The 20,662-nt window shown below is 42.5% G+C and carries 12 protein-coding genes; 8 read left to right on the top strand and 4 right to left on the bottom strand.

Features of this window, described 5'->3' with window-relative positions:
- Positions 1-60: 60 nt before the first annotated feature.
- The 3 genes from PN457_RS12415 to PN457_RS12405 all read right to left on the bottom strand — a co-directional run bounded on the left by PN457_RS12415 (position 61) and on the right by PN457_RS12405 (position 7,774).
- The gene (locus PN457_RS12415; RefSeq protein WP_271733661.1) at positions 61-5,223 is read right to left on the bottom strand and encodes a type I polyketide synthase; all 5,163 of its coding nucleotides are present in this window, start codon (positions 5,221-5,223) and stop codon (positions 61-63) included.
- Between the two features lie 247 nt (positions 5,224-5,470).
- Entirely contained in the window at positions 5,471-5,749 is a 279-nt protein-coding gene (locus PN457_RS12410) for a hypothetical protein (RefSeq protein ID WP_271733660.1), read from the bottom strand.
- Positions 5,750-6,442: 693 nt separating this feature from the next.
- Positions 6,443-7,774: a ParB/RepB/Spo0J family partition protein gene (locus PN457_RS12405; RefSeq protein ID WP_271733659.1), complete on the bottom strand. Its 1,332-nt coding sequence runs from the start codon at positions 7,772-7,774 to the stop codon at positions 6,443-6,445.
- Between the two features lie 555 nt (positions 7,775-8,329).
- On the opposite strand from PN457_RS12405, the gene PN457_RS12400 reads away from it, so the two are divergent.
- From PN457_RS12400 to PN457_RS12365, 8 genes are all read left to right on the top strand, one after another.
- Positions 8,330-9,529, top strand: a complete 1,200-nt coding sequence (locus PN457_RS12400) for an ABC exporter membrane fusion protein (protein ID WP_271733658.1) — start codon at positions 8,330-8,332, stop codon at positions 9,527-9,529.
- A 42-nt stretch (positions 9,530-9,571) separates the two neighbouring features.
- Entirely contained in the window at positions 9,572-10,750 is a 1,179-nt protein-coding gene (gene devC, locus PN457_RS12395) for an ABC transporter permease DevC (RefSeq protein ID WP_271733657.1), read from the top strand.
- A 39-nt stretch (positions 10,751-10,789) separates the two neighbouring features.
- Positions 10,790-11,794, top strand: coding sequence for an NAD-dependent epimerase/dehydratase family protein (locus tag PN457_RS12390; protein WP_271733655.1), 1,005 nt, complete (start codon positions 10,790-10,792; stop codon positions 11,792-11,794).
- A gap of 35 nt (positions 11,795-11,829) precedes the next feature.
- Positions 11,830-12,792, top strand: coding sequence for a glycosyltransferase family 2 protein (locus PN457_RS12385; RefSeq protein ID WP_271733654.1), 963 nt, complete (start codon positions 11,830-11,832; stop codon positions 12,790-12,792).
- Between the two features lie 57 nt (positions 12,793-12,849).
- Positions 12,850-13,323 carry a DUF2141 domain-containing protein gene (locus tag PN457_RS12380; RefSeq protein ID WP_271733653.1) on the top strand — a complete coding sequence of 158 codons (474 nt, stop codon included), beginning with the start codon at positions 12,850-12,852 and terminating at the stop codon, positions 13,321-13,323.
- 216 nt (positions 13,324-13,539) lie between these two features.
- Positions 13,540-14,799 (top strand): glycosyltransferase family 2 protein, encoded by a 1,260-nt coding sequence (locus PN457_RS12375; RefSeq protein WP_271733652.1) that lies wholly within the window; start codon positions 13,540-13,542, stop codon positions 14,797-14,799.
- A gap of 91 nt (positions 14,800-14,890) precedes the next feature.
- A complete protein-coding gene (locus PN457_RS12370; RefSeq protein WP_271733651.1) occupies positions 14,891-16,153 on the top strand; it encodes a glycosyltransferase family 2 protein in 1,263 nt (420 codons plus the stop codon).
- A 74-nt stretch (positions 16,154-16,227) separates the two neighbouring features.
- Entirely contained in the window at positions 16,228-17,499 is a 1,272-nt protein-coding gene (locus PN457_RS12365) for a glycosyltransferase (RefSeq protein ID WP_271733650.1), read from the top strand.
- A gap of 276 nt (positions 17,500-17,775) precedes the next feature.
- Here PN457_RS12365 and PN457_RS12360 read toward each other — a convergent pair.
- Positions 17,776-20,662: DUF1156 domain-containing protein (locus PN457_RS12360; RefSeq protein WP_271733648.1), on the bottom strand; the 2,887-nt coding region annotated here is incomplete at its 5' end.

Genomic DNA, 20,662 nt, shown 5'->3' with positions numbered 1-20,662 from the left:
CACAGACGCACTAATGTGGGGGGGTGTGTGCGTCTGGTGCGTGAGATATAACCCCCAACCCTAGGGGAGGGAATCAGCGACCAAAGTCACACGACCTTGAGAACCGTAAGCCACTTCAGTGATATAAAGGTTGGGGTCGTGCATTTCAGCGATAATGTGTGCTGCTGAGATTTGAGGATCTGCATAGGGACTTAAATCAATAGCGCGAGTAAAGACCCTTGGCCATTCCCAGTGGAGAGACTTAGTTAAGCCAAATAAACCTGCACCGATAACTGGGAAATTAACAGTATGTTCTAATCCAAAAGCACCATCTAAACGAGTGACAGTTAAGAAACAACTGCGTTCATAACGGGCCAGTTGATTGAGAGATTGCTGGAGATGTTTAGCTATAAAGAAGATGTGCTTGACAATTGCTTTATCTTGTGGTATATAAGCAGGTTGTTGATTGGGGGTAAATAGGGGATGAATGTGGATAAAAGCCCCAATATTGCCGAAGTGAGTGGCGATCGCAGATAATTTGTGTTGTAGTAGTTCTTCGGTCATATCTGCGAGGACGACACGATTCACCCCCGCAGGTAAAGGGGATTGTTGGGGAACGATAGAAGGGGGGAAACTTAAGATCACCACTTTGCCACCGCGATCGCTTAAACTTTGAGCTAGTTGGGAAGTAGTGAGGGACCCATCATCAGTGATAACGGTAACATATCCCTCTGGTAAAGCAAAATCTAAACTATCGGGAGGTGGCAAAAAATGCAGTTTAGCAGGTCGTCTGGTTACCCCCTCAATTACCTGGACAGGCTGGTAACTAAACTGCGACTGGGACTTTTTTTTTTCACCCCCAGCCAGCTTCTGGAGGTAATCAACTATTTGACCGATGGTGCGGAGGTCTCCTAGTTCTTCAATATTGGGTTGGGGTAAATTGGGGTATTTTTCTTGCATTGCGCCCAATATTTCCACCCGTTTAATGGAGTCAATACCTAAATCAGCCTCCATATCCATATCCATTTCCAGCATCTCTACCGGGTAACCAGTTTTATCGCTAGTAATAGCTAACAAAGTTTCACCCAAATCTGCATAATCATCAGTAGTTGCTATTTCTAGTTCCATGGGGAGGGGAGTAGAGACAACCGGGGAGGTGGTATCTACGGAACTGGGAAGGACAGGGGGTTCTAGTATAACTTCTGGAATGCTAGCAGGGGTTGTTATTTCTACAGCAGCATTACCAGACACATGGGATTGCAGATATTCTACAACTTGACCAATGGTGCGTTTTTCCGATAATTCTTCTAAATTAGGCTGGGGTAGTTCGGGGTACATATCCTGTAATGCACCTAAAATTTCCACCCGTTTAATGGAGTCAATACCTAAATCAGCCTCCATATCCATATCCATTTCCAGCATCTCTACCGGGTAACCAGTTTTATCGCTAGTAATAGCCAACAAATTGTTACCCAAGTTGGCTAGGTCAATATGAGGAGCAGCTGGTTTAGTTTCAATTACAGGTTCGAGAGTCTTGGGTATAGTGGTTTGAATTACAGGTTCTGTATTTAGATCCCGGACTGGTGAGATAGATTCGAGAGTCTTGGGTATAGTGGTTTGAATTACAGGTTCTGTATTTAGATCCCGGACTGGTGAGATAGATTCGAGGGTCTTGGGTATATTTGCAGAAGGCTGGGGTATAGTTTCCTGGCTATGCTCCTGAGTTGTAGCTACAGAATCACCGGAAATAATGTGAGAATATTCTTGTTGTATAAGTTGGAAAAAGTTTTTGGAGTATTCTAACTGTTCCAAAAGGTATCGTTCATGAATGCGCAGGGTTTCACCTTGGTGAGTGTGAAACTGCATCATCCCACGTTCGAGACTTTGCTTGACAAATACTTGAAGTTGTGCTGCCTCTGCCAGAGATTTGCTGTTATTAAACACAGCGTTCTGTTGCTGCATCAATTGGAAAAACGCCTTGGTGTATTCCATCTGATGTTGCAGATAAGTCCCGTGGACTTGTAAATTTTCAGTTTGATTCTGTTGGAACTGGGTAAGGAGGTATTCTAAACTTTCTAGGGCTGTTTGGTAATTGACAGGTTTTTCTGGTGTTGGTTGCATCTTGGTCTCCGGACTGCTAACAGGATGGGGTAGGGTGGTTGACGGTTGACTGTTGACGGGTGATGGTTGGCTGTGTTTTTCAGTTAACAGTGAACTGTCAACAGTCAACCCATGATGTCCATTCTGCAAAGCTTGAGTAAAGGCGTTTTTGGTTTTTTCCGAAACATAGTTAACACCGTTTAAACGGACATTTAACGCCTTCTTCTGCTCAACTGGGGGTAGTACAGGTTCAACTTGGTAAGGGTCAAGGTTTTTTAAAGCTAGACCTAGGACGCGCAACTGTACAGCTGCTTCTCGTAAAGAGCGATCGCTGTTCTTTTGGGTGCTGGGGTTTAGGGAGATAGTCAGATGCGGGCGATCGCCTAAAATATCCTTGACTAAATTGCTGAGAATGCGGCGCGGTCCAAATTCCACAAAGCAGGACCCACCAGCAGCATAGATATTTTCAATTTCCTGTTTAAACATCACCGAGTTAGCCAAGTGACTTTCCAAGATTTTTTGAATACCTTGGGAGTCTTGGGGATAGAGTTTACCCGTGACATTAGTAAAGACAGGAATTTGAGGCGGATTGAATTTAACAGACTTAGTGGCGATCGCAAAAGACTTTTGAGCAAAAGCAATCAGGGGAGTGTGGAAAGCTGCGGACACAGGTAACAACACAGCAGAACAACCCTCCTCTTGTAAAGCTTGTCTGACCTTAGTGATCTCTGCGGTTGGTCCTGCCAAAACCACTTGAGTAGGGGAATTAAAATTAGCGATCGTCACCAGGGGAAACTTGCGCAGCACCAGAGCAACCTTGCTCATATCCTCCTTCACCGCCAACATACTTCCCGCGTCGTGGTCTGGGTCTTTAGGCGCAGCCATAGCTTGACCTCGAGACTTGACTAGAAACAAATAATCCTGCTCACTCAAAACCCCTGCAGCCCACAAAGCAGTCAGTTCACCAAAACTGTGTCCGGCGACAAAATCGGATTTAAACCCAGCTTGTTGCAAAATAGAATACAAACCGGCACTAAACACCCCAATAGCGGGTTGAGCATATTCTGTGCGTTGCAGTGCTGCAACTTGCGCATTTTTCTCCGCCTCATCAAAAACGGGACGGGGGAAGACAATATCCGAAAGTGGCTGTAAATTATCCTTGAGTAATAAACTATCCATACACCCATGTAAACGGCGCATGGTAGGAAAATTCATTACCACTTCGCGCCCCATTTCCAAATATTGCGAACCTTGTCCAGAGAACAGAGAAACCACCCTTCCCCCCAACTCCATTCCAGAGGAGCGGTAATAAATCCCCTGGGGATGTTCCCAAGCAGGTGCGGAAGCTTTGTGTTGGAGCCAGTCAATAGTAACTTGCATCAACTTACAGGCTTCTGGGACATTTTCAGCCACAAACCCCACCCTAGGAGCCACCAAAGGAATTTCCAAAGATTGGGACTCTTTGACTAAAGCCGCAAAATGTCTATCACCACCATCCCCTTGCAACTTACCGAGGGTTTCTTGACACTTACTCAAAAGTTGTGCGGAGTTGTGAGCAAACAGCAGCACCTCATGGGCGGTACCATGTAAACGGTAGGGAAGGTTTTCTGGGGTTTCGTATTCTTCCAAAACCACGTGGTAATTTGTGCCACCAAAACCGAAAGAACTGACACCAGCGCGTCTTGGGGGTTCCCCGTCGGCCTTGATCCAAGGTCTGGTTTGAGTATTCAAATAAAAGGGAGAATTTTGGATATCCAGTTTAGGATTCGGCTGAGTAATATTAATAGTTGGGGGTAAAACCTTGTGATGCAGAGCCAAAGCTGTTTTAATCAAACTTGCAGCCCCAGCAGCGGCTTTAGTATGTCCAATTTGGGACTTGACACTACCCAAAGCAATATGCTGTTTTTGGGAATCATGTTTGCTAAAGTAGTCCTTTAAAGAACCGAACTCCGTGGGGTCTCCAGCCATTGTTCCAGTACCGTGGGCTTCCATTAACCCTACTGTAGCGGGGGAAAAGCCAGCATCATCATAAGCCCGTTCTAAGGCTTTAACTTGGCCTTCCTTGCGGGGAGCATAAATACTCTTGTAGCGACCATCGCTAGAAGTACCAATACCTTTAATGACTGCGTAAATTTTATCATTGTCCCGTTGGGCATCTTCCAGGCGCTTGAGAACAATCATCCCAATACCTTCGCCGAGCATCATCCCATCAGATTGAGCGTCGAAGGGCTTGACATTTTCACTGGGGGAAACCGCCGGTGTTTTACTGAAGGAGATGTAAGCCATGATGGTGTTATCAGTATCCACACCACCTGTGAGCATCATATCAGCCCGATATTCCACCAGTTCACTAATGGCCATTTTCAGAGCGCCAAAGGAACTAGCACAAGCAGCATCAACTACACAGTTTGTCCCCCCAAAGTTGAGGCGGTTAGCAATGCGTCCAGCAACGACGTTGGCTAGCATCCCAGGGAAAGCATTTTCATCCCACTTGATATAGGCGCTTTTGATTTTTTCGATAATTTTTTGGGTATCTTCATCGGAAATACCACTGCTTTTAAGTGCCTTTTCCCAAACAGGATACTCTAACCGGGCTGAAAGTGGCATTCCCAATTGCTTGGCCATGGCCACGCCTAAAATTACCCCGACATTTTCACGGCTAAACTCCCGAGAGTCGCCATAGCCAGCATCTTCCATTGCTTCTTTAGCTATGACTAAACTTAATAGCTGAGAAATATCTGTCACTTCTAAAATGCTCGGAGGAATACCAAATTCCATGGGGTTAAAATCTACCTCGGGAATAAACCCACCGCGTTTACAATAGGTTTTGTCCTCAGGGGTTCTGGGGTTAGGGTCGTAATAATCTTCGATGCTCCAGTGTGTGGGGGGAACCTCAGTAATACAATCAATTTTGTTAACGATATTCTGCCAGTATTCCTGTAAGTTCCTAGCTTGAGGTAAGAGCGAAGCCATCCCCACAATGGCTATGGGGTTTTGTTGTAATTTTCTATTAATCTTATTAACTGACATGGGTTTCTCCTGGTGCGATTTTTTTTCCTCTATTGACCTAATCAAAGTTTTCTCAACACTGTTGATAAGGCTCTCCAACTCTGCCATGGCCGTATCAATTGAATAAGCAGACATAGGGCATATACTGTTGTTAATTAGTGTGAATTATGATTGCTCCTGTGGCGAATCTGTAGCAATTCCTAATTCATAATTAAGAAGTCAAATGAAATCTGGTTGCTGCTCAGAATTAGACATTTGAATATGATTCTTCTTGTGGGTTAGGTAATTCCTACTTACATGAAATATGCTGTAATTGCTTGTTTGTAAAATAACAATTTTGTCACCCTAATTAATTTTGAAATACAGCATTTTGGAAATCATGTTATACAGCACTGGATTCTTGATATTGAGGTAATAGGTCAATGACATTGTTGAAACTAGAAAAATAGTCTCGGAGTACGTTAGCTGCTTGACCCGTGAATTCCATCCATTCGTAATGGTAGAGATTTTCAGCAATTGTATCCCACTGGATGAGGGGAAACTGAGGAGTAACCACTAGAACAGAAACGCTTTTTTCGCCCAAACTAGTTTGGGTATCTAGCCTAACCGCAGCAATGTAGCTGGTGTTAATCACAACGTTCTGTATCTTGATAAATGCCATAGACAGTTTCAGCGTCCAGATAATTTATTTTAAGCAATTTGACCCAGAAAAGTTGACAATTTCGTTACAGAAAAAACATCCCCCTTAATTCTGAATTAATGTAGTTTTCTGTAGAAATACTCACACACTTATCAGGTGATGCCATGGCGGTTAGGTTTAGTTTTGCTTTTTTAATTTTCCACAGAATAACTAATTTCCTTACCGATTTGAATCGTCTGAATTAATAAAAAGAATAGCATGATTCACAGAAACTAAATCATTGGTTTAACTGATTTTTATAAAAAAACTAGATTCTGGCTGGTTTGGGACGGGAAAACATCGCCGCATATAAGTATAATTTATGTCTAATACATAGTAAAATAATCAGCTAAATTCTTTATAAATCATTGTTTTTATGTCAGCACGTATATATATAGAAGTAAGTTAATGAAAATAAATACATAAATCAACTGCATAAATGTTTGGCTGGATTTTTCAGAATAACATGATAATTAATGGCAAAGATGAGAAAATTCATAAACCTAAAATTACCTAGAGACAATAATCGTAATTTATAAAGCAAATATTAAATTATCAGATGGTGCATAATAAACAAAATTTATTTCTTATGAATCACCTCAATTATGAGGACATTTATTAATATCTGACAAAGCTGTTACAGACTGATATTATTGTTTTTTCACCAGATCACAACTAAGACGGCAATGGTATTTTATGGGGTACTTTACCAGTCCATTGTTGCCAGCGGATGATTCCCCGATTCACCAATTGGGGATTTTCATCGCCAGTAAAACAGATGCGCGCCATTCTTTCGCAAGCAATGAGAATTTCACCGTTTCCCATAAACGGAGCAATGACAAAATTATGCTGATGGGTATATAAATTAATTAAGTAGTTGACAATACCCTCAACCCCATCAACATTAATTGGTGTCTGTGGCTGAGATATGGATTGATGGGAAAAAATGCCCACATAAACATTACCAAGAACTAATTCATATTGAAAGGGCATTTGGCTATGGCGGTAAAAATCATAAATATGACCCGGTGAACGCAACACCGCCACCACCCGCGCCTCATCTACCAAGTAATTATGCTCCCAAGTGGGGGAAAGGGTGGCGATCGCTAAGGCTGCATCTGATGGTAACAGGTTTCTAAAATTTAAACTAGCAGTATGATCACAATACAGTAAATGCCGGTCTAACATCCATTGTTCACCGAGTTTCACCCTGGGGTCATGAGTAGCAATAGCTGATTCTGGCTGGGGTTGACCTTTTTTAAGTGCTAACTTAGCCTCCCTTTGGGCTATAGCACTTTTGTAAGCTAATAACTGTAACTCTTTTTGCTTGGCTCTGGCTTCCACAATTACTTGAGCTAATCGTGTTGATTCTGCTTCATCTCCCCTGACCTGTTGCTGACTCCAAGCCTGATGAGATTCTTCGGCCAACACACGTTCTTGATGACCAGCCCTAGCTATCTTCAGTAGTGCTGTAGGACTATTAGCAATTGGGGAACCCTTAATAATTTCTTTAACTTCTGGGTGGATACCTTTAGCAATCTGCTTACCATGCTGAAAGGTGCGTTCAGAGTAGCCGACTTCTTTGGCTAACTCCACAGTGCGCTTGAGGGGTGGTGAAACCGTTTCACCACCTTTAGTGGTATATTGATTATCGCCAACCTTAGCCCTAACCCCCATCCGCTCTAAAATTTGGTCTCGCTCCCACCACAATTCTGAACGTTCCAGGGGTTCTAACTCATTACGAATCAAATTCTCGTCAATTTCTGCCAACCGGGACTGGTCAGAGTTTTCATAGTTGACAATATGACATTCAACAGTTTCTAGCCCCAAAAGTTTGCAAGCTGTCAACCGATGCAAACCCGCAATTAAATTTAGCTGTTGATCCACGGTAATCGGGTTTAATAAACCATTAGTCTGAATGGACTCCTTCAACTCATTTACCTTGTCGCCTTTAACCGGACGGCGGTTAGGACCAATGCGGATTTTATTTACAGGAACTGTAGCCATAGTTATTCAACTTCCCTACAGGTAAAAAATACCATTAAGTATATAGCCTCAGTATACCCAATCCGTAAACAATAAATCTAAATTCACATTGACAAGATGATAGTTTTCTGCAATGATTAAACACGAGATTATACAGGTTTTCCTGGTTAAGGTTTCTCTGCACTACATAAATCCGGAAATTTAGACCTTTTAGCACATATAGCCTTTTTCAGGCTAATGAAGTACACATCAATTGCCTATTCCTTGTACCCTATTCCCTGTTCCCTGTTCCCTGAAACTAAACAACTTTGTACCTCACGAGCATGGGAAATACTATATATTGTACTTTACACTACTTCATTTGAGATGAAATTAGGATAAAACTAAGGAAGATTTGCAGTGACACCATCATTAAAGTTTGCGGATCATCTAGGAATTTAAGGCAGCTGTATAGGCGTACGACAATTTATATAGAACCAATTACACCGCTGAGTTTACTTAAGTCAAACCGTTGATTACGTTCACATCATCTGGCCATTTAGGCTGTCCCTGGCATAGCACAATTGGAATAAAAATATGGCAGCAAACAAACAACGCCTGTTACTCATTAAACCCCGAGGGCGGTGGCGGATCATTGTGGCGGCTTGTATCAGTTTAGCCACTGGATTAGTAATTTACAGCTTTTCACAAAATCGACTTAGCCAGGAAGTGACAACTTCTCCGGAAAATTTACCCCAGGCTGCTCCTGTAAAACAGGCGGTAACAGCTTTGGGACGTTTGCAACCTGAAGGGGAAGTAATTAATTTATCTGCACCCAATTCAGTCAACGGTGTGCGGGTAGAAAAAACTTTAGTTAGGGAAGGAGAAGCAGTCAAAGCTGGTCAAGTATTGGCATATCTAGAAAATCATCAGCGTTCCACTGCGGCACTGCAACAGGCTTTAGACCAACTAGAAATTGCTAAAGCTAAACTAGCACAAGTCCAGTCTGGCGCTAAACCCGGAGATATTGCCGCCCAAAAAGCTGCGATCGCAGGTTTAGAGTCCCAATTAAAAGGGGACATTGCAGCTCAACAAGCCACAATCAACCGCCTCCAGGCCCAACTAGATAACGCCCAAACCGAAAACAATCGATATCAACAGTTATACACAGAGGGTGCTATTCCCGCCTCCTTAGCAGATACAAAAGCTTTGCAACTCCAGACCCTACAAGAGCAGCTCAAAGAAGCCAAAGCCAACCTGAATAGAACCGAGAATACTCTCCAAGAGCAAATCAAACAAGCCAAAGCCAGACTTAACAGTTTAACAGAAGTACGTACTGTTGATGTACAATTGGCACAAGCTGAAGTTAATAGTGCTGTAACTGCTATCAAACAAGCCAAAGCAGACCAAGAATTAACTTACCTCAAATCTCCCATAGATGGTAAAGTTCTGAAAATTCATACTAAAACTGGGGAAGCCATTAGCAGCAATGGATTTGCTGAGATTGGGAAGATATCTCAAATGTATGTAATTGCAGAAGTGTATCAAACTGATATTCAAAAAGTAAATTTAGGTCAAACAGCCACCATTACCAGTAACGCATTTCCCGGCAAAATACAGGGAACAGTCAACGAAATCGGTTGGCAAGTTGACAGACAACGTATCTTCAGTCTTAATCCCGCAGCAGATACAGACCGCAGAATAGTGGCAGTCAAAATTAGCATTAATGACCCCGCAGATAGTCAACGGGTAGACCGTTTAACTAACTTACAAGTGGATGTTGCCATTCAAATCTAATTACACACCCTTCGAGACTACAAAATCCAATCGTATTAAACCATGAACTTAAAAATTCCTTTAGCATGGCTACAGCTAGCCCAACAAAAAGTTAGGTTTTTAGTAGCTGTAGGTGGAATTGCTTTTATTGTGCTGCTGACATTTATCCAGCTGGGCTTTCAAGATGCGCTTTATTCTAGCGCCACTGCACTGCATCAAAATCTTCAAGGGGATTTATTTTTAGTTAGTTCCCAATATAAAGCCTTGACCGCAAGTCAAAGTTTTTCCCGCGGTCGTTTATACCAAACCTTGGGTTATGATGGTGTAGAGTCAGTTAGCCCCATATATTTGCAATTTGCCAAATTAAAAAATCCCGCCAGTGGCGAGAAATATTCTATCTATGTAATTGGCTTTGACCCAGGAAAATCTGTATTCAATATACCAGAAGTTGCCACCAATTTAGACAAGCTCAAAATTCCCGATATCGTCCTTTTTGATCGCATTTCCCGCCCAGAATTTGGACCCATCGCCAGTAATTTTACTGCTGGAAATACTGAGCAGACAATTGAAATATTCGCCTTTGATGCTGCCATTGGTTACAGAGTCAGAGTCGGGGGATTATTTAGCTTAGGTCCTTCTTTTGGTGTTGATGGTAACTTAATTGTCAGTGATTCCACTTTTTTTAGGATCAATCCTAATACTCGCCCCGCAGACATGATTGATATTGGTGTCATTACCCTTAAACCCGGCACAAATCCTGATGCAGTTTTGCAACAATTAACCGCCAGTTTACCCAATGATGTCCAAGTCTTTACTCGTCAAGGCTTTATTGATTTTGAGAGAGAGTATTGGTCCGTGAGGACACCCATCGGTTTTATACTCAACCTCATGCTAACTATGGCTTCTGTGGTCGGTGTTGTCATTGTCTATCAAATCCTTTACAGCAACATTGCTAATCAATTAATTGCCTACGCAACCTTAAAAGCGATTGGATATGCTAATGGATATTTACTAAATGTAGTTTTTCAGCAAGCATTAATCCTGGCTGTGTTGGGTTATATCCCAGGTTTTATCCTCTCCATAGGCTTATATAGTTTTGCTATGGAAGCGACTAAGTTACCCATCATGATGACTGCGAATAATGCCATCATCGTTTTAGTTTCAGCAGTGCTCATGTGCATTACTTCAGGGTCACTAGCTATTAATAAACTTCGTTCCGCAGACCCTGCTGATATATTCTAGACCAGACTATTAAGTAATTTACCCATTCCTTATATCTCCATGAACCTGCAAAATAAAACTCTCTTAATCACTGGTATTGATGACTTTATCGGTTGTCGTGCGGCAGAATTAGCCATAGCCCAAGGAATGAAAGTTAGAGGACTACAAAGTTCTCCTCATGTCAACAAAACAACCCAAGATTTAGGTATTGAGATCATTGTCGGTGAGATTACAGATGCTAATATTGCTCAAAAAGTCTGTCAAGGTGTAGATATTGTTTTACATACTGCTCAAATTGCTCAAGAAGGCGGCCCAATTAAAGAATTTCGTAGCGTCAATGTTGGCGGTACCCTGAATATAGCGAAAGCCGCTAAAAATGCTGGTGTGAAAACTTTTGTCCATCTTTCTAGTGTAATGGTATATGGCTTTAATTATCCTGATGGTGTGACAGAAACTGGGACACTATCGGGGGAGAATAATTCCTACTGTCAGACCAAAATAGAAGCCGAAGCCGAGCTTTTACCCCTGAATTCTCCCCCAGATTTTGGTGTAATTATTATCCGCGCTGGAGATGTTTATGGTCCGGGAAGTCCTGCTTGGGTAGTGCGACCAATTTTAATGATGCGTCAAAAATTATTCGCCTATGCTAACGATGGTCAGGGTGTAATGAATCATGTATATGTAGATAACTTGATTGAGGCGATTTTTCTTGCAGTTGCAAAAGAAACCTACGGTGAAGTATTTAACATTACCGATGGTCAACAGACCTCCTGGAAAGAATATTTTCTGCGTTTAGCAGCAATGGAAGGTTTATCTGCGCCTATGTCTTTACCCAAAGACGAAATGAAGTTATTTCTTAAACTCCGCGCCCAAGGACAAAAACTTTTTCGCAAAAAGGCTGACATCCTACCAGAATCTGTAGATTTTATGAGTCGTCCTTATGCTTATGCCATTGCTAAAGCCCAAACTCTATTAGATTACAAGCCAAAAATTGACCTGGAAGATGGTTTGAGACTTACACAAGCATGGCTGCAAACCACTGATATCGAAAAGATAGGTAAATAGTTTTTGTTTCGCCATTTTACCAAACATCATACTATATGAGCAACAAGCCGAAGTTAAGTATCGGATTGCCTGTGTACAATGGCGAGAAATTTATCAAAGCAGCCCTGGATTCACTTTTGGCTCAGACCTTTGCAGATTTTGAGTTGATTATCTCAGATAATGCTTCTACAGATCAAACTGAAGCAATTTGTCGGGGTTATGCAGCGCAACATCAACGGATTCGTTACTATCGTAATCAAATTAATCTTGGTTGTGCGCGTAACTTCAATCGTGTGTTTGATTTGTCTGTGGGTGAATACTTTAAATGGGCGGCTTATGATGATTTACACGCCCCAGACTTTCTGATCAAATGTGTGGAGGTACTTGATCATAACCCAAAGGTAATTTTGTCTCATTCTCATGTATGTTTTATCGATGAGAATGGTAATTTTCTGGACAACTACAATATTCACCTCAAGACTGATTCACCACAACCCCATGAGCGCTTTCATGAGTTACTCAGTAAACATCTGTGCTATCAGTTATATGGAGTAATTCGCGCTAGCGCTCTCAGGAAAGTACCACCTATGGGGAGTTATGGTACTGCAGATGGCATTTTATTATTAAGAATTGGTTTGCTGGGGGAATTTTACGAAATCCCAGAATACTTATTTTTTGCTAGAAGCCATTCGGGACAGTCATTGAGTATGTACTTTCCCAATTATCATTTGTTGAACCAAGGAAAATCTCAAGATAATCGGAGAATTTTACCTGATTTGCATGCTTATGCCCTGTGGTTTGACTCAGCTAATAAGGGCAAAATCTTATTGCCACATTGGAGAATAGTTTGGGAATATATGCGCTCTGTTTGGCTATTTCCACTGAGTCTTGAGCAGCGTCTACGTTGCCACATCAGCATTTATCAGCAGTTGCAAGGTAATGAATATCTGTTGCTTAAAGATTTACTAAAGACTCCTCAAATAGTATTTTCTTTATATAAAACAGCTAATCACTCCTAAGAGCAACTGCTGTCATCAATGGTTCAAAGTAAAATCACCTTTTCATGTCAGGTAAATATGTTGAAAATCACACATCTGAGTCGTTTAATCCTAGCTACTTTATTGAGTATTAGCTTTGCCAAAACAGTCAACGCCAAACCTACTACAACATTAACAGTTGTAGTCGATGGTATTAATAATCAAAAGGGTGAGATTTGTATGGGTGTTTACTCTAGTCATAAAGGTTTTCCCTTCAATACTAATGCAGTTGTCAAAAGCGCTTGTGTGGAGTCTACAGGGGGAAGTTTAACTCATGTTTTTTCCGGCTTGAAGCCGGGAAATTATGCAGTGGCCGTCATGGATGATCAAAATGGCGATCGCAAGCTTAATAAAGACTTTCTGGGTATACCTCAAGAAGGTTTTGGTATTTCCCAAAACCCCACAGTTTCAATTGTTACTGGTACACCCAAGTTTCATGATGCCAGCTTTTTACTAATACGAAATCAAAATACCACCATCAACATTTTGATGAAATATTCCCTGGATTCATAAGGGGGAATAGGGATGGGGGATGGGGATGAGCGCGACTCGCTATTACACAAGGCAAAAACCGTCGGAGACTACTATATAGCCTTTTTCAGGCTAATGAAGTACACATCAATTGCCTATTCCCTGTTCCCTGTTCCCTGTTCCCTGTTCCCTATTCCCTGTTCCCTGTTCCCTGAAACTAAACAACTTTGTACCTCACGAGCATGGGAAATACTATATATGAAAGAGTTGACGATATTCATTACTCAGTCTCTGCTGGGTTGGCTGGCTATTCAAATGTGTTTAGCAATGGTTTTTCTATTCTACCTCAGATCATCAAAATCGCCAAATTTATCAGCCGATGAACAGTTACCCAAAACGGCGGTGATTCTTTGTCTACGGGGAGCCGATCCTTATTTGTCTAACTGTGTGGAAGCACTATTAAATCAGGATTATCCAGAATATGATTTAAAGGTGATTATTGATAGTCAGGAAGATCCAGCTTGGCTTGTTAATGAGACTATCAAAGCACAAGGAGCCACGAACGTAGAAATCAGCCCCCTGAGGGTTATCCGACACAACTGCAGTCTTAAATGCAGTTCCCTGTTACAAGCTGTGTCAGAATTGGATGATTCCTACAAAGCGATCGCCTTAGTAGATGCTGATACCATTGTTCACCCTCATTGGCTACGTCAACTAGTGAGTCCTCTAGCTCATCCCCAAGTGGGAGCGACCACCGGTAATCGTTGGTTTGTACCCACTGGTAAGTATTGGGGGTCTTTAGTCCGCTATATAGGTAATGTATCTACTGTTGTGCAAATGTACTTGTTCCGAGTTCCTTGGGGTGGGACTTTAGCAATTAAAACAGATGTACTACACCAAACAGGTCTGCTAGATAAATGGGGCGAAGCTTTGGGGGAAGATTTTATGATGCACAATATCCTCAAAGAACATGGGTTGCGAGTTCAGTTTGTACCTTCTCTAATTATGCTCAATCGGGAAGAGTGCGAGTTACTTGGCTTCATAGAATCTCTTAAGCGCCTACTCTTCTACTGTAGACTTTACCATCCCTCTTGGTTAGCCATCATTGGCGATGCTGTCTCTAGTATTCTGTTTCCTTGTGTGGCAATAGTATTGTTTGTGTTATCGTTGCTAGATACACAATGGGACTTAGCGTTTTTACTGTTAACTACCTATTGCATTTATACTGTGGGATTACTCTTAATCACCCTGATTTTAGAGTTAGGAGTCAGTCAAGTAATTCGCGCTCATGGTCAACCAACTACAAAATTATCAATGGATATAGTCAGGAAAATCTTCCTTGCTATTCCTCTGACACAGTGGGTATATGGGTTAGCTTTAGTAGCTTCCCTAGGAATGTCAACAGTTAAATGGCGTGGTATTATTTATCGTGTAGAAAACCCCTGGAATATTCGATTACTTGAATACCATCCCTATGATACCCTAGATCAGCCCATTGATGGGAAGATTTCTCTTTGATGTCAATTATGCTTTTTGACTGAGTAACAAGACCGTCTCTTCCATTGCTCTACTTCATTGCCCAAGGTCAATCACAGCGTAGGAACTAAAGATGAATGAATTAGTAATATTCCTATGCAAATGTTTAACCGTTGGCCTGGCTGTTCAAGTGTTTTTTATGTTAGTCTTCTTATGGTATCTACAGTCATACAACAGAACTCTGTTACCAGATGAAGAATTACCTAAAACAGCAGTGATTCTCTGCCTCCGTGGTGCTGACCCGTTTTTGAGTGATTGTTTAAAGGCACTTTTGAATCAGAATTACCCAGAGTATGATTTAAAAGTGGTCGTTGATCGTATGTCAGATCCAGCATGGGCTGTTGCTACTCATACAGTCCAGGAGCATGGAGCGGCTAATGTTGACATCAGCCCTTTGAGAATTATCCGCAAAAATTGCAGTCTCAAATGTAGCTGTATCATCCAAGCCATTACTGAGTTAGACCCTTCCTACCAGGCGATCGCCTTAGTAGATGCTGATACCATTGTTCATCCTCATTGGCTGCGTGAATTGGTCACCCCCTTAGCAGACCCCAAGATTGGCGCGACAACCGGTAATCGTTGGTATGTACCTAAAGGTAACCATTGGGGAACTATAGTTAGGTATATGTGGAACATCTCAGCGGTAGTACAGATGTACATATATGGTATCCCCTGGGGTGGAACTTTAGCGGTAAAAACAACAGTCCTGGAACAAACAAAATTGCTAGATCACTGGGGAAAAGCTTTCTGTGAAGATACCATGATGGGTGACATCTTGGGTAAACATAAACTGCGGATTAAATTTGTCCCATCTTTAATCATGCTGAATCAGGAAGAGTGCAATTTATCTGCCTTAAAATCCTGGATGCAGCGCCAACTACTGTTTTGCCGACTTTATCACCACCACTGGTTAGCTGTAGTGGGTAACGCGATTTTAACTATCTTGTTTCCTACTCTTTTGAGTGTATTGTTTGTAGCAGCTTTCCTAACTGGACAATGGTATCCTGCCATATTATCCTTTAGCTACTATACCAGCTATGTACTCTCACTACTGCTAATTACAGTTTTTTTAGAGCGAGCAGTACAGTTAGTCATTCGCTCTCATCATCAACCCCACACCCAATTATCCATGGCCGTAATTTTCAAGATGTTAATGGCAATTCCTTTAACACAATGGGTTTATGGACTAGTATTTCTCTCTTCCCTGCGGATGTCAAAAGTTAAGTGGCGGGGTATTACCTATAAATTCCAAAGTCCCTGGAAGATTCAGCTAGTTGAATACCGCCCTTACCACCCATCAGAACAACCAGGTGCATCAAATATTTCCCTCAATTGATATGTAAGCCGAACAGGAATCATGTGTAAAAACATGATTCTTTTGGCACACAAATATAAAAATCAACTCAAATCATGAACAAGCAACCCCTTCGCATCGCGCTATTTACAGGATTATATGCACCTTTTTTGACCGGGGTTTCAGTTGCAGTCCACCAACGGGTACGCTGGTTACTACAACAGGGCCATGAGGTCTTTCTTGTCCACCCAGAAATTAATGATCAGTACCCGAAAAATGTGGGTAAGCGCCCCATGTCAGGACTCGAGGAGTTAGAGCATTTTCCTAACTTTTCTGCCTATTCTTTCCCGACAAAACCACTAATTTTTTATAAGTCCTTACCCCAACCATTACACTATCGCCATTGGAGTGATACCAAGTTATTAGAAAAATTTGAACCCGATATTATAGTAGTAGAAGAAGCACCGCAAATGCGAGGCTTTTATTCACTATTTTTGCAAGGTTATGGCCGCCCTATTGGGGTGGAATACGCTAAAAAAACCCGCACCCCCATTATTTCTATTTTCCACACCGATATTGTGGCTTACATCCAATACTATTTGGGTAATCTATTTTTCCAATTAATGCGTCCGATTATCCCCCTTTTAGTTAAACAATCTACCCAAGTCTATGATGTCAATTTATTTCCTTCCCAAGCACAACTCCAGAAGTATCAGCGCCTAAATTGCATCCGGGGTGAATATGTTCCTTATCAAGGAATTGACTGTCAAAAATTTCACCCGCGTAATATCATTTATAACCCCATTCCCCATGACCACAGACCCACGATATTATTTGTGGGGCGCATTACCGCAGAAAAGAACGTCACCCAACTTATAGATATGTTCCCCCTGATTGCGGCGGAAATTCCGGATGTGCATTTAGTCATTGTTGGTAGTGGTCCAATGGATAAAGAATTGCGCCGGCGATCGCAAAAGTTTGGCTCTGGTATTACTATCTGGGGTGAGTCCCATGGTACAGAACTTTTAGGTTGGTTTGCTCGTGCAGATGTATTTGTTAACCCTTCTGTAACCGAGAATTTCTGCACTACTAATTTTGAAGCTTTGGCTTCTGGTACCCCCGTAGTAGCTGCTGGTGTTCCTTCAAGCTTAGAGCAAGTTTTTCCCGGTGTGAATGGCTTTTTAGCTCAACCCAACAATCTACGAGATTTTGCGTATAAGGTAGTAACAATTCTTGGTAACCCCCAACTGAAAGAAGAAATCACTCAACAAGCTCGCCCTTCTATTATTGAATATGATTGGTCTGCCTGTACACAGAAGTTTGAAAGCAAGCTTTATCAGCTAGTTGAAGGTTCTAAAAAGTATCCCAAGCGCCAGACTGCGGTTTAAAAACCCCTGGAAAATCATCTATATGATCTAGCTCCCCGACTTCTTTCGGTATGCGGGATACTCTAGTATAATTTATCTAGAAGTCGGGTATCTGTGTAGGGCGATCGCCTGAAGCTGATGTATGTAGGAGCCAGGGGTTTAAAACCCCTGTCTGAAAGCTGAAGTCGGATGAATCCGACTAGGAAATCATGTATGTGGTTAAGCTCCCCGACTTCTTTCGGTATGCGGAATAGTCTAGTATAATTTATCTAGAATTCGGGGATCTGTATAAGGTAGTTAAAACAATTCTCCCTGTAGAGTGTCTGGTAGGCTTTGAGCTGCTAGGCGACAAATTTCTGACCAGGAAATTACTAAGCTGTTATAAGCAGTCGCCTCCTGTGTCCAGGCTTTTTTGTCACAAATGTTATATAACCGATAACTTAAATCTCGTAAGATTTCCCACTCACCCTTATATTTAGATAATACCGCCGCTGCGCCGGTTTCTCCTTTTTTATCTAGGGTGTAGATTAGGTGTTGGGTAATCAACCAATTACACCCCATGAGGTTGCAATTCTCTGGTAACTCTGCGCGGCGCAATAGTCGGACTTTTCCACCTTCAGCAGACAGAATACCCCCATTCACCAACCCTTCAACACTGATATTTTTAGCTTTAGATAAAGTTTCCGCTTCGCCATAGAGTCCTTCATTAAATTGATGTTGTTCAAACCAGATCAAAGCCCAGCGGGTCTCTATGTCAAATTCTCCCTCCTGTTCTGTGAGGTATTCATCTAACATTTGATTAATGAATTGTAGGGCGGTGCGTACCTTGATAGCAGAACCGTCAGCGTCTAGGACTTTAGTATAACGGGAGAAAATACCCATACCTGGACCTATGCTAGCTTGGGCTAAATCTACGGGGGCGATGTTACCTTGTTGCAGTTTTTCTAGTGCGTCTGGGAGTTCCCGCTTGAGTTGTTGCAGAAATTGGCGACGGGTGACGGAGGGGGCGGTTTCTTCACGGGGACGACAGACAAGGACGATGGAGGAGGCGAGGGCGTTAGTTCCCATAGCGACACTGCGGTTACTTAATTCTGTCCGCATGGGCCAAGTACCGACAATGGTAAAACCAGATTGGATTAAACCTTCTAGCATGGTTTCCCAACCGGTGGAAGCGGTGACACTTTCGTTATTTTTACTGGTTTCTGTTTCTGACTGTTTAAAGGCGTAATAAATAGTAACTGGATATTGAGGATGTGCGGTTTCTCGCATTCTCCTAAAAGCTTGACCTAAACCAGTTTCAAAAAATTCTTTAGCTTGTTGTTTATCGCCGCCAAATCTGTAGGGGGTGGCGACTAGTTCTTGTGTTTTGGGTACTAGTATGGTACTGCAAATTTGTGGGTAAAGTTTGCCAATGGAACGGCGCAGCCACACATAAAAGAAGTCTGCTAAGTCTGCATAGCCGATGTTATCGTAGTATGGGGGGTCGGTGGAGATGACCGGAGAGTTTAAATGTAATTTTTGGGCTGCATTATGTTGTTTAACTAAGCCGGGGGTGTCAGTATTTCTTAATTCTATGACTGCTGATATCCAGTCAACAGCACCGCCAAAGTTACCTGTAGAATCACTCAAGGGGTTAGCTTCTACAAAGTCCCAGGTCATGGGAATTGCTTGACGGGCGAATGTATTTCTGGTACTATCTCTGCTAATATCCCAAGAACAAATACTTGAATTTCTGTCAGCTAAACGACTTACCCCAAACCCTAAATAAGTGGCGACAACATCGGCGTAAGCTGTCGCACCTGTACCCCCTTGGGAAAATGGTAAGTTATCATCTGGGATACCCGCAGCTAGAGCATCGAGTTTGACTTGTTCTCTGGCGGTGGTGACTAAATCGCTGAAGGTGGTTAAGGCGACAAGCTGACGGGGGGTGAATAAATCACAAATTCTCTTTATCCCATAGCGTGGGGTTGCCATATACTGAGGATGTGTAGAAAGTTCAGCCTCTGGTTTCCATTGTGGCTGTGCTGACAAAGCCACTTTGATCTGCTCCTCATTGGGGGGAATATACAACCGTTGCTTTTTACCTTCTGCGACAATAGCCATTAACTGAGTCTGCATTCTTCCTGCTTTCCCCTCCTGGCGGATGTGGTCAAAGGTTACAGGACTGTCACAACAAACACACATCGCCCCTCTGCGGTTAACGGTTCCCTCCCGTGGTGTTCCTTCGCCGGTTTTGACTGTAAAAGTAACTGTGGGGGGTTGGTGACTGCTATCAATTACAGGTTCTACCCAAGCTTGTTTACCTTTTTTGGTGGATAATTTAAAAGAATTTACTAAGGGCATTTGCGCCCCACAAGCGGGGTTAGGACATTTGACTGTTCGCGCCCACAACCAAGCAATTACGGTTGCTTCCCCACCGCCATACTCCTGGGGTAGGGTGACTTTGGGGTATAAATGGCCAATGGTTTTAAAGGCTTGCTCCCGCATCCATTCGCCATAGTAGCGGACATCAGCAGCTAACCCCTGGGCGCTGTACCATTGGTCGGCTTTTAATTCTCTTTGTGCTTGGGGGTTGATGGGGGGTTGATTGGGAAATTTGGGGGGAATTTCAATTAAGGCTTTAGTAATGAGGACGGCGACGGGGTTAATATCACTACCATGGGCGACTAAACCTAGGCGTTGTCCTTCTAGGGGTATGGAACCACCGCCACAGAAGGGGTCATAAACTGGGGGTGCGTAGGTTTGTAGATATGTCAGTACTTTTGCGGGGTCTGTGGGTGGTGTTTCGTTGCGACTCCAAGCTAAACAGCGGGCGATTTCTTTTTGGGCGGTTTGGATAATTTCGGGTTTGTTGATACTGTCCCAGGATACTAAACCTTGTACTACTTGCTCTTGTTTACCTTTTTTTTCTAGGGTAGCAATTTTGCCAATGATATCAAATAGGCGTTGTCTTTCTTGTGCTTGGGCTGCTTCTGTGGGGAATTTGTCGGGGTGACTAGAGGGGTCATCGACTAGGGAAGCAAATAATACGGCTCTACAAGTGGCTGTAGGTTTTCTTGACCACCATAAATGGAGTGTGGAAGGATGTCCGTGTCTGATGGATTTTTCCCTGGCTGATTCTTGGTTGATGGCTTCTAGGGGTAGGGCGACTTCGATTAATTTTTTTATCATCAGAGTAACCAGG

The organism is Anabaenopsis arnoldii (assembly GCF_028331025.1).
GTDB lineage: Bacteria > Cyanobacteriota > Cyanobacteriia > Cyanobacteriales > Nostocaceae > Anabaenopsis > Anabaenopsis arnoldii.
The sequence above is the reverse complement of the archived record's forward strand: the minus strand, read 5'-3'. Positions and strand labels throughout refer to the sequence as shown.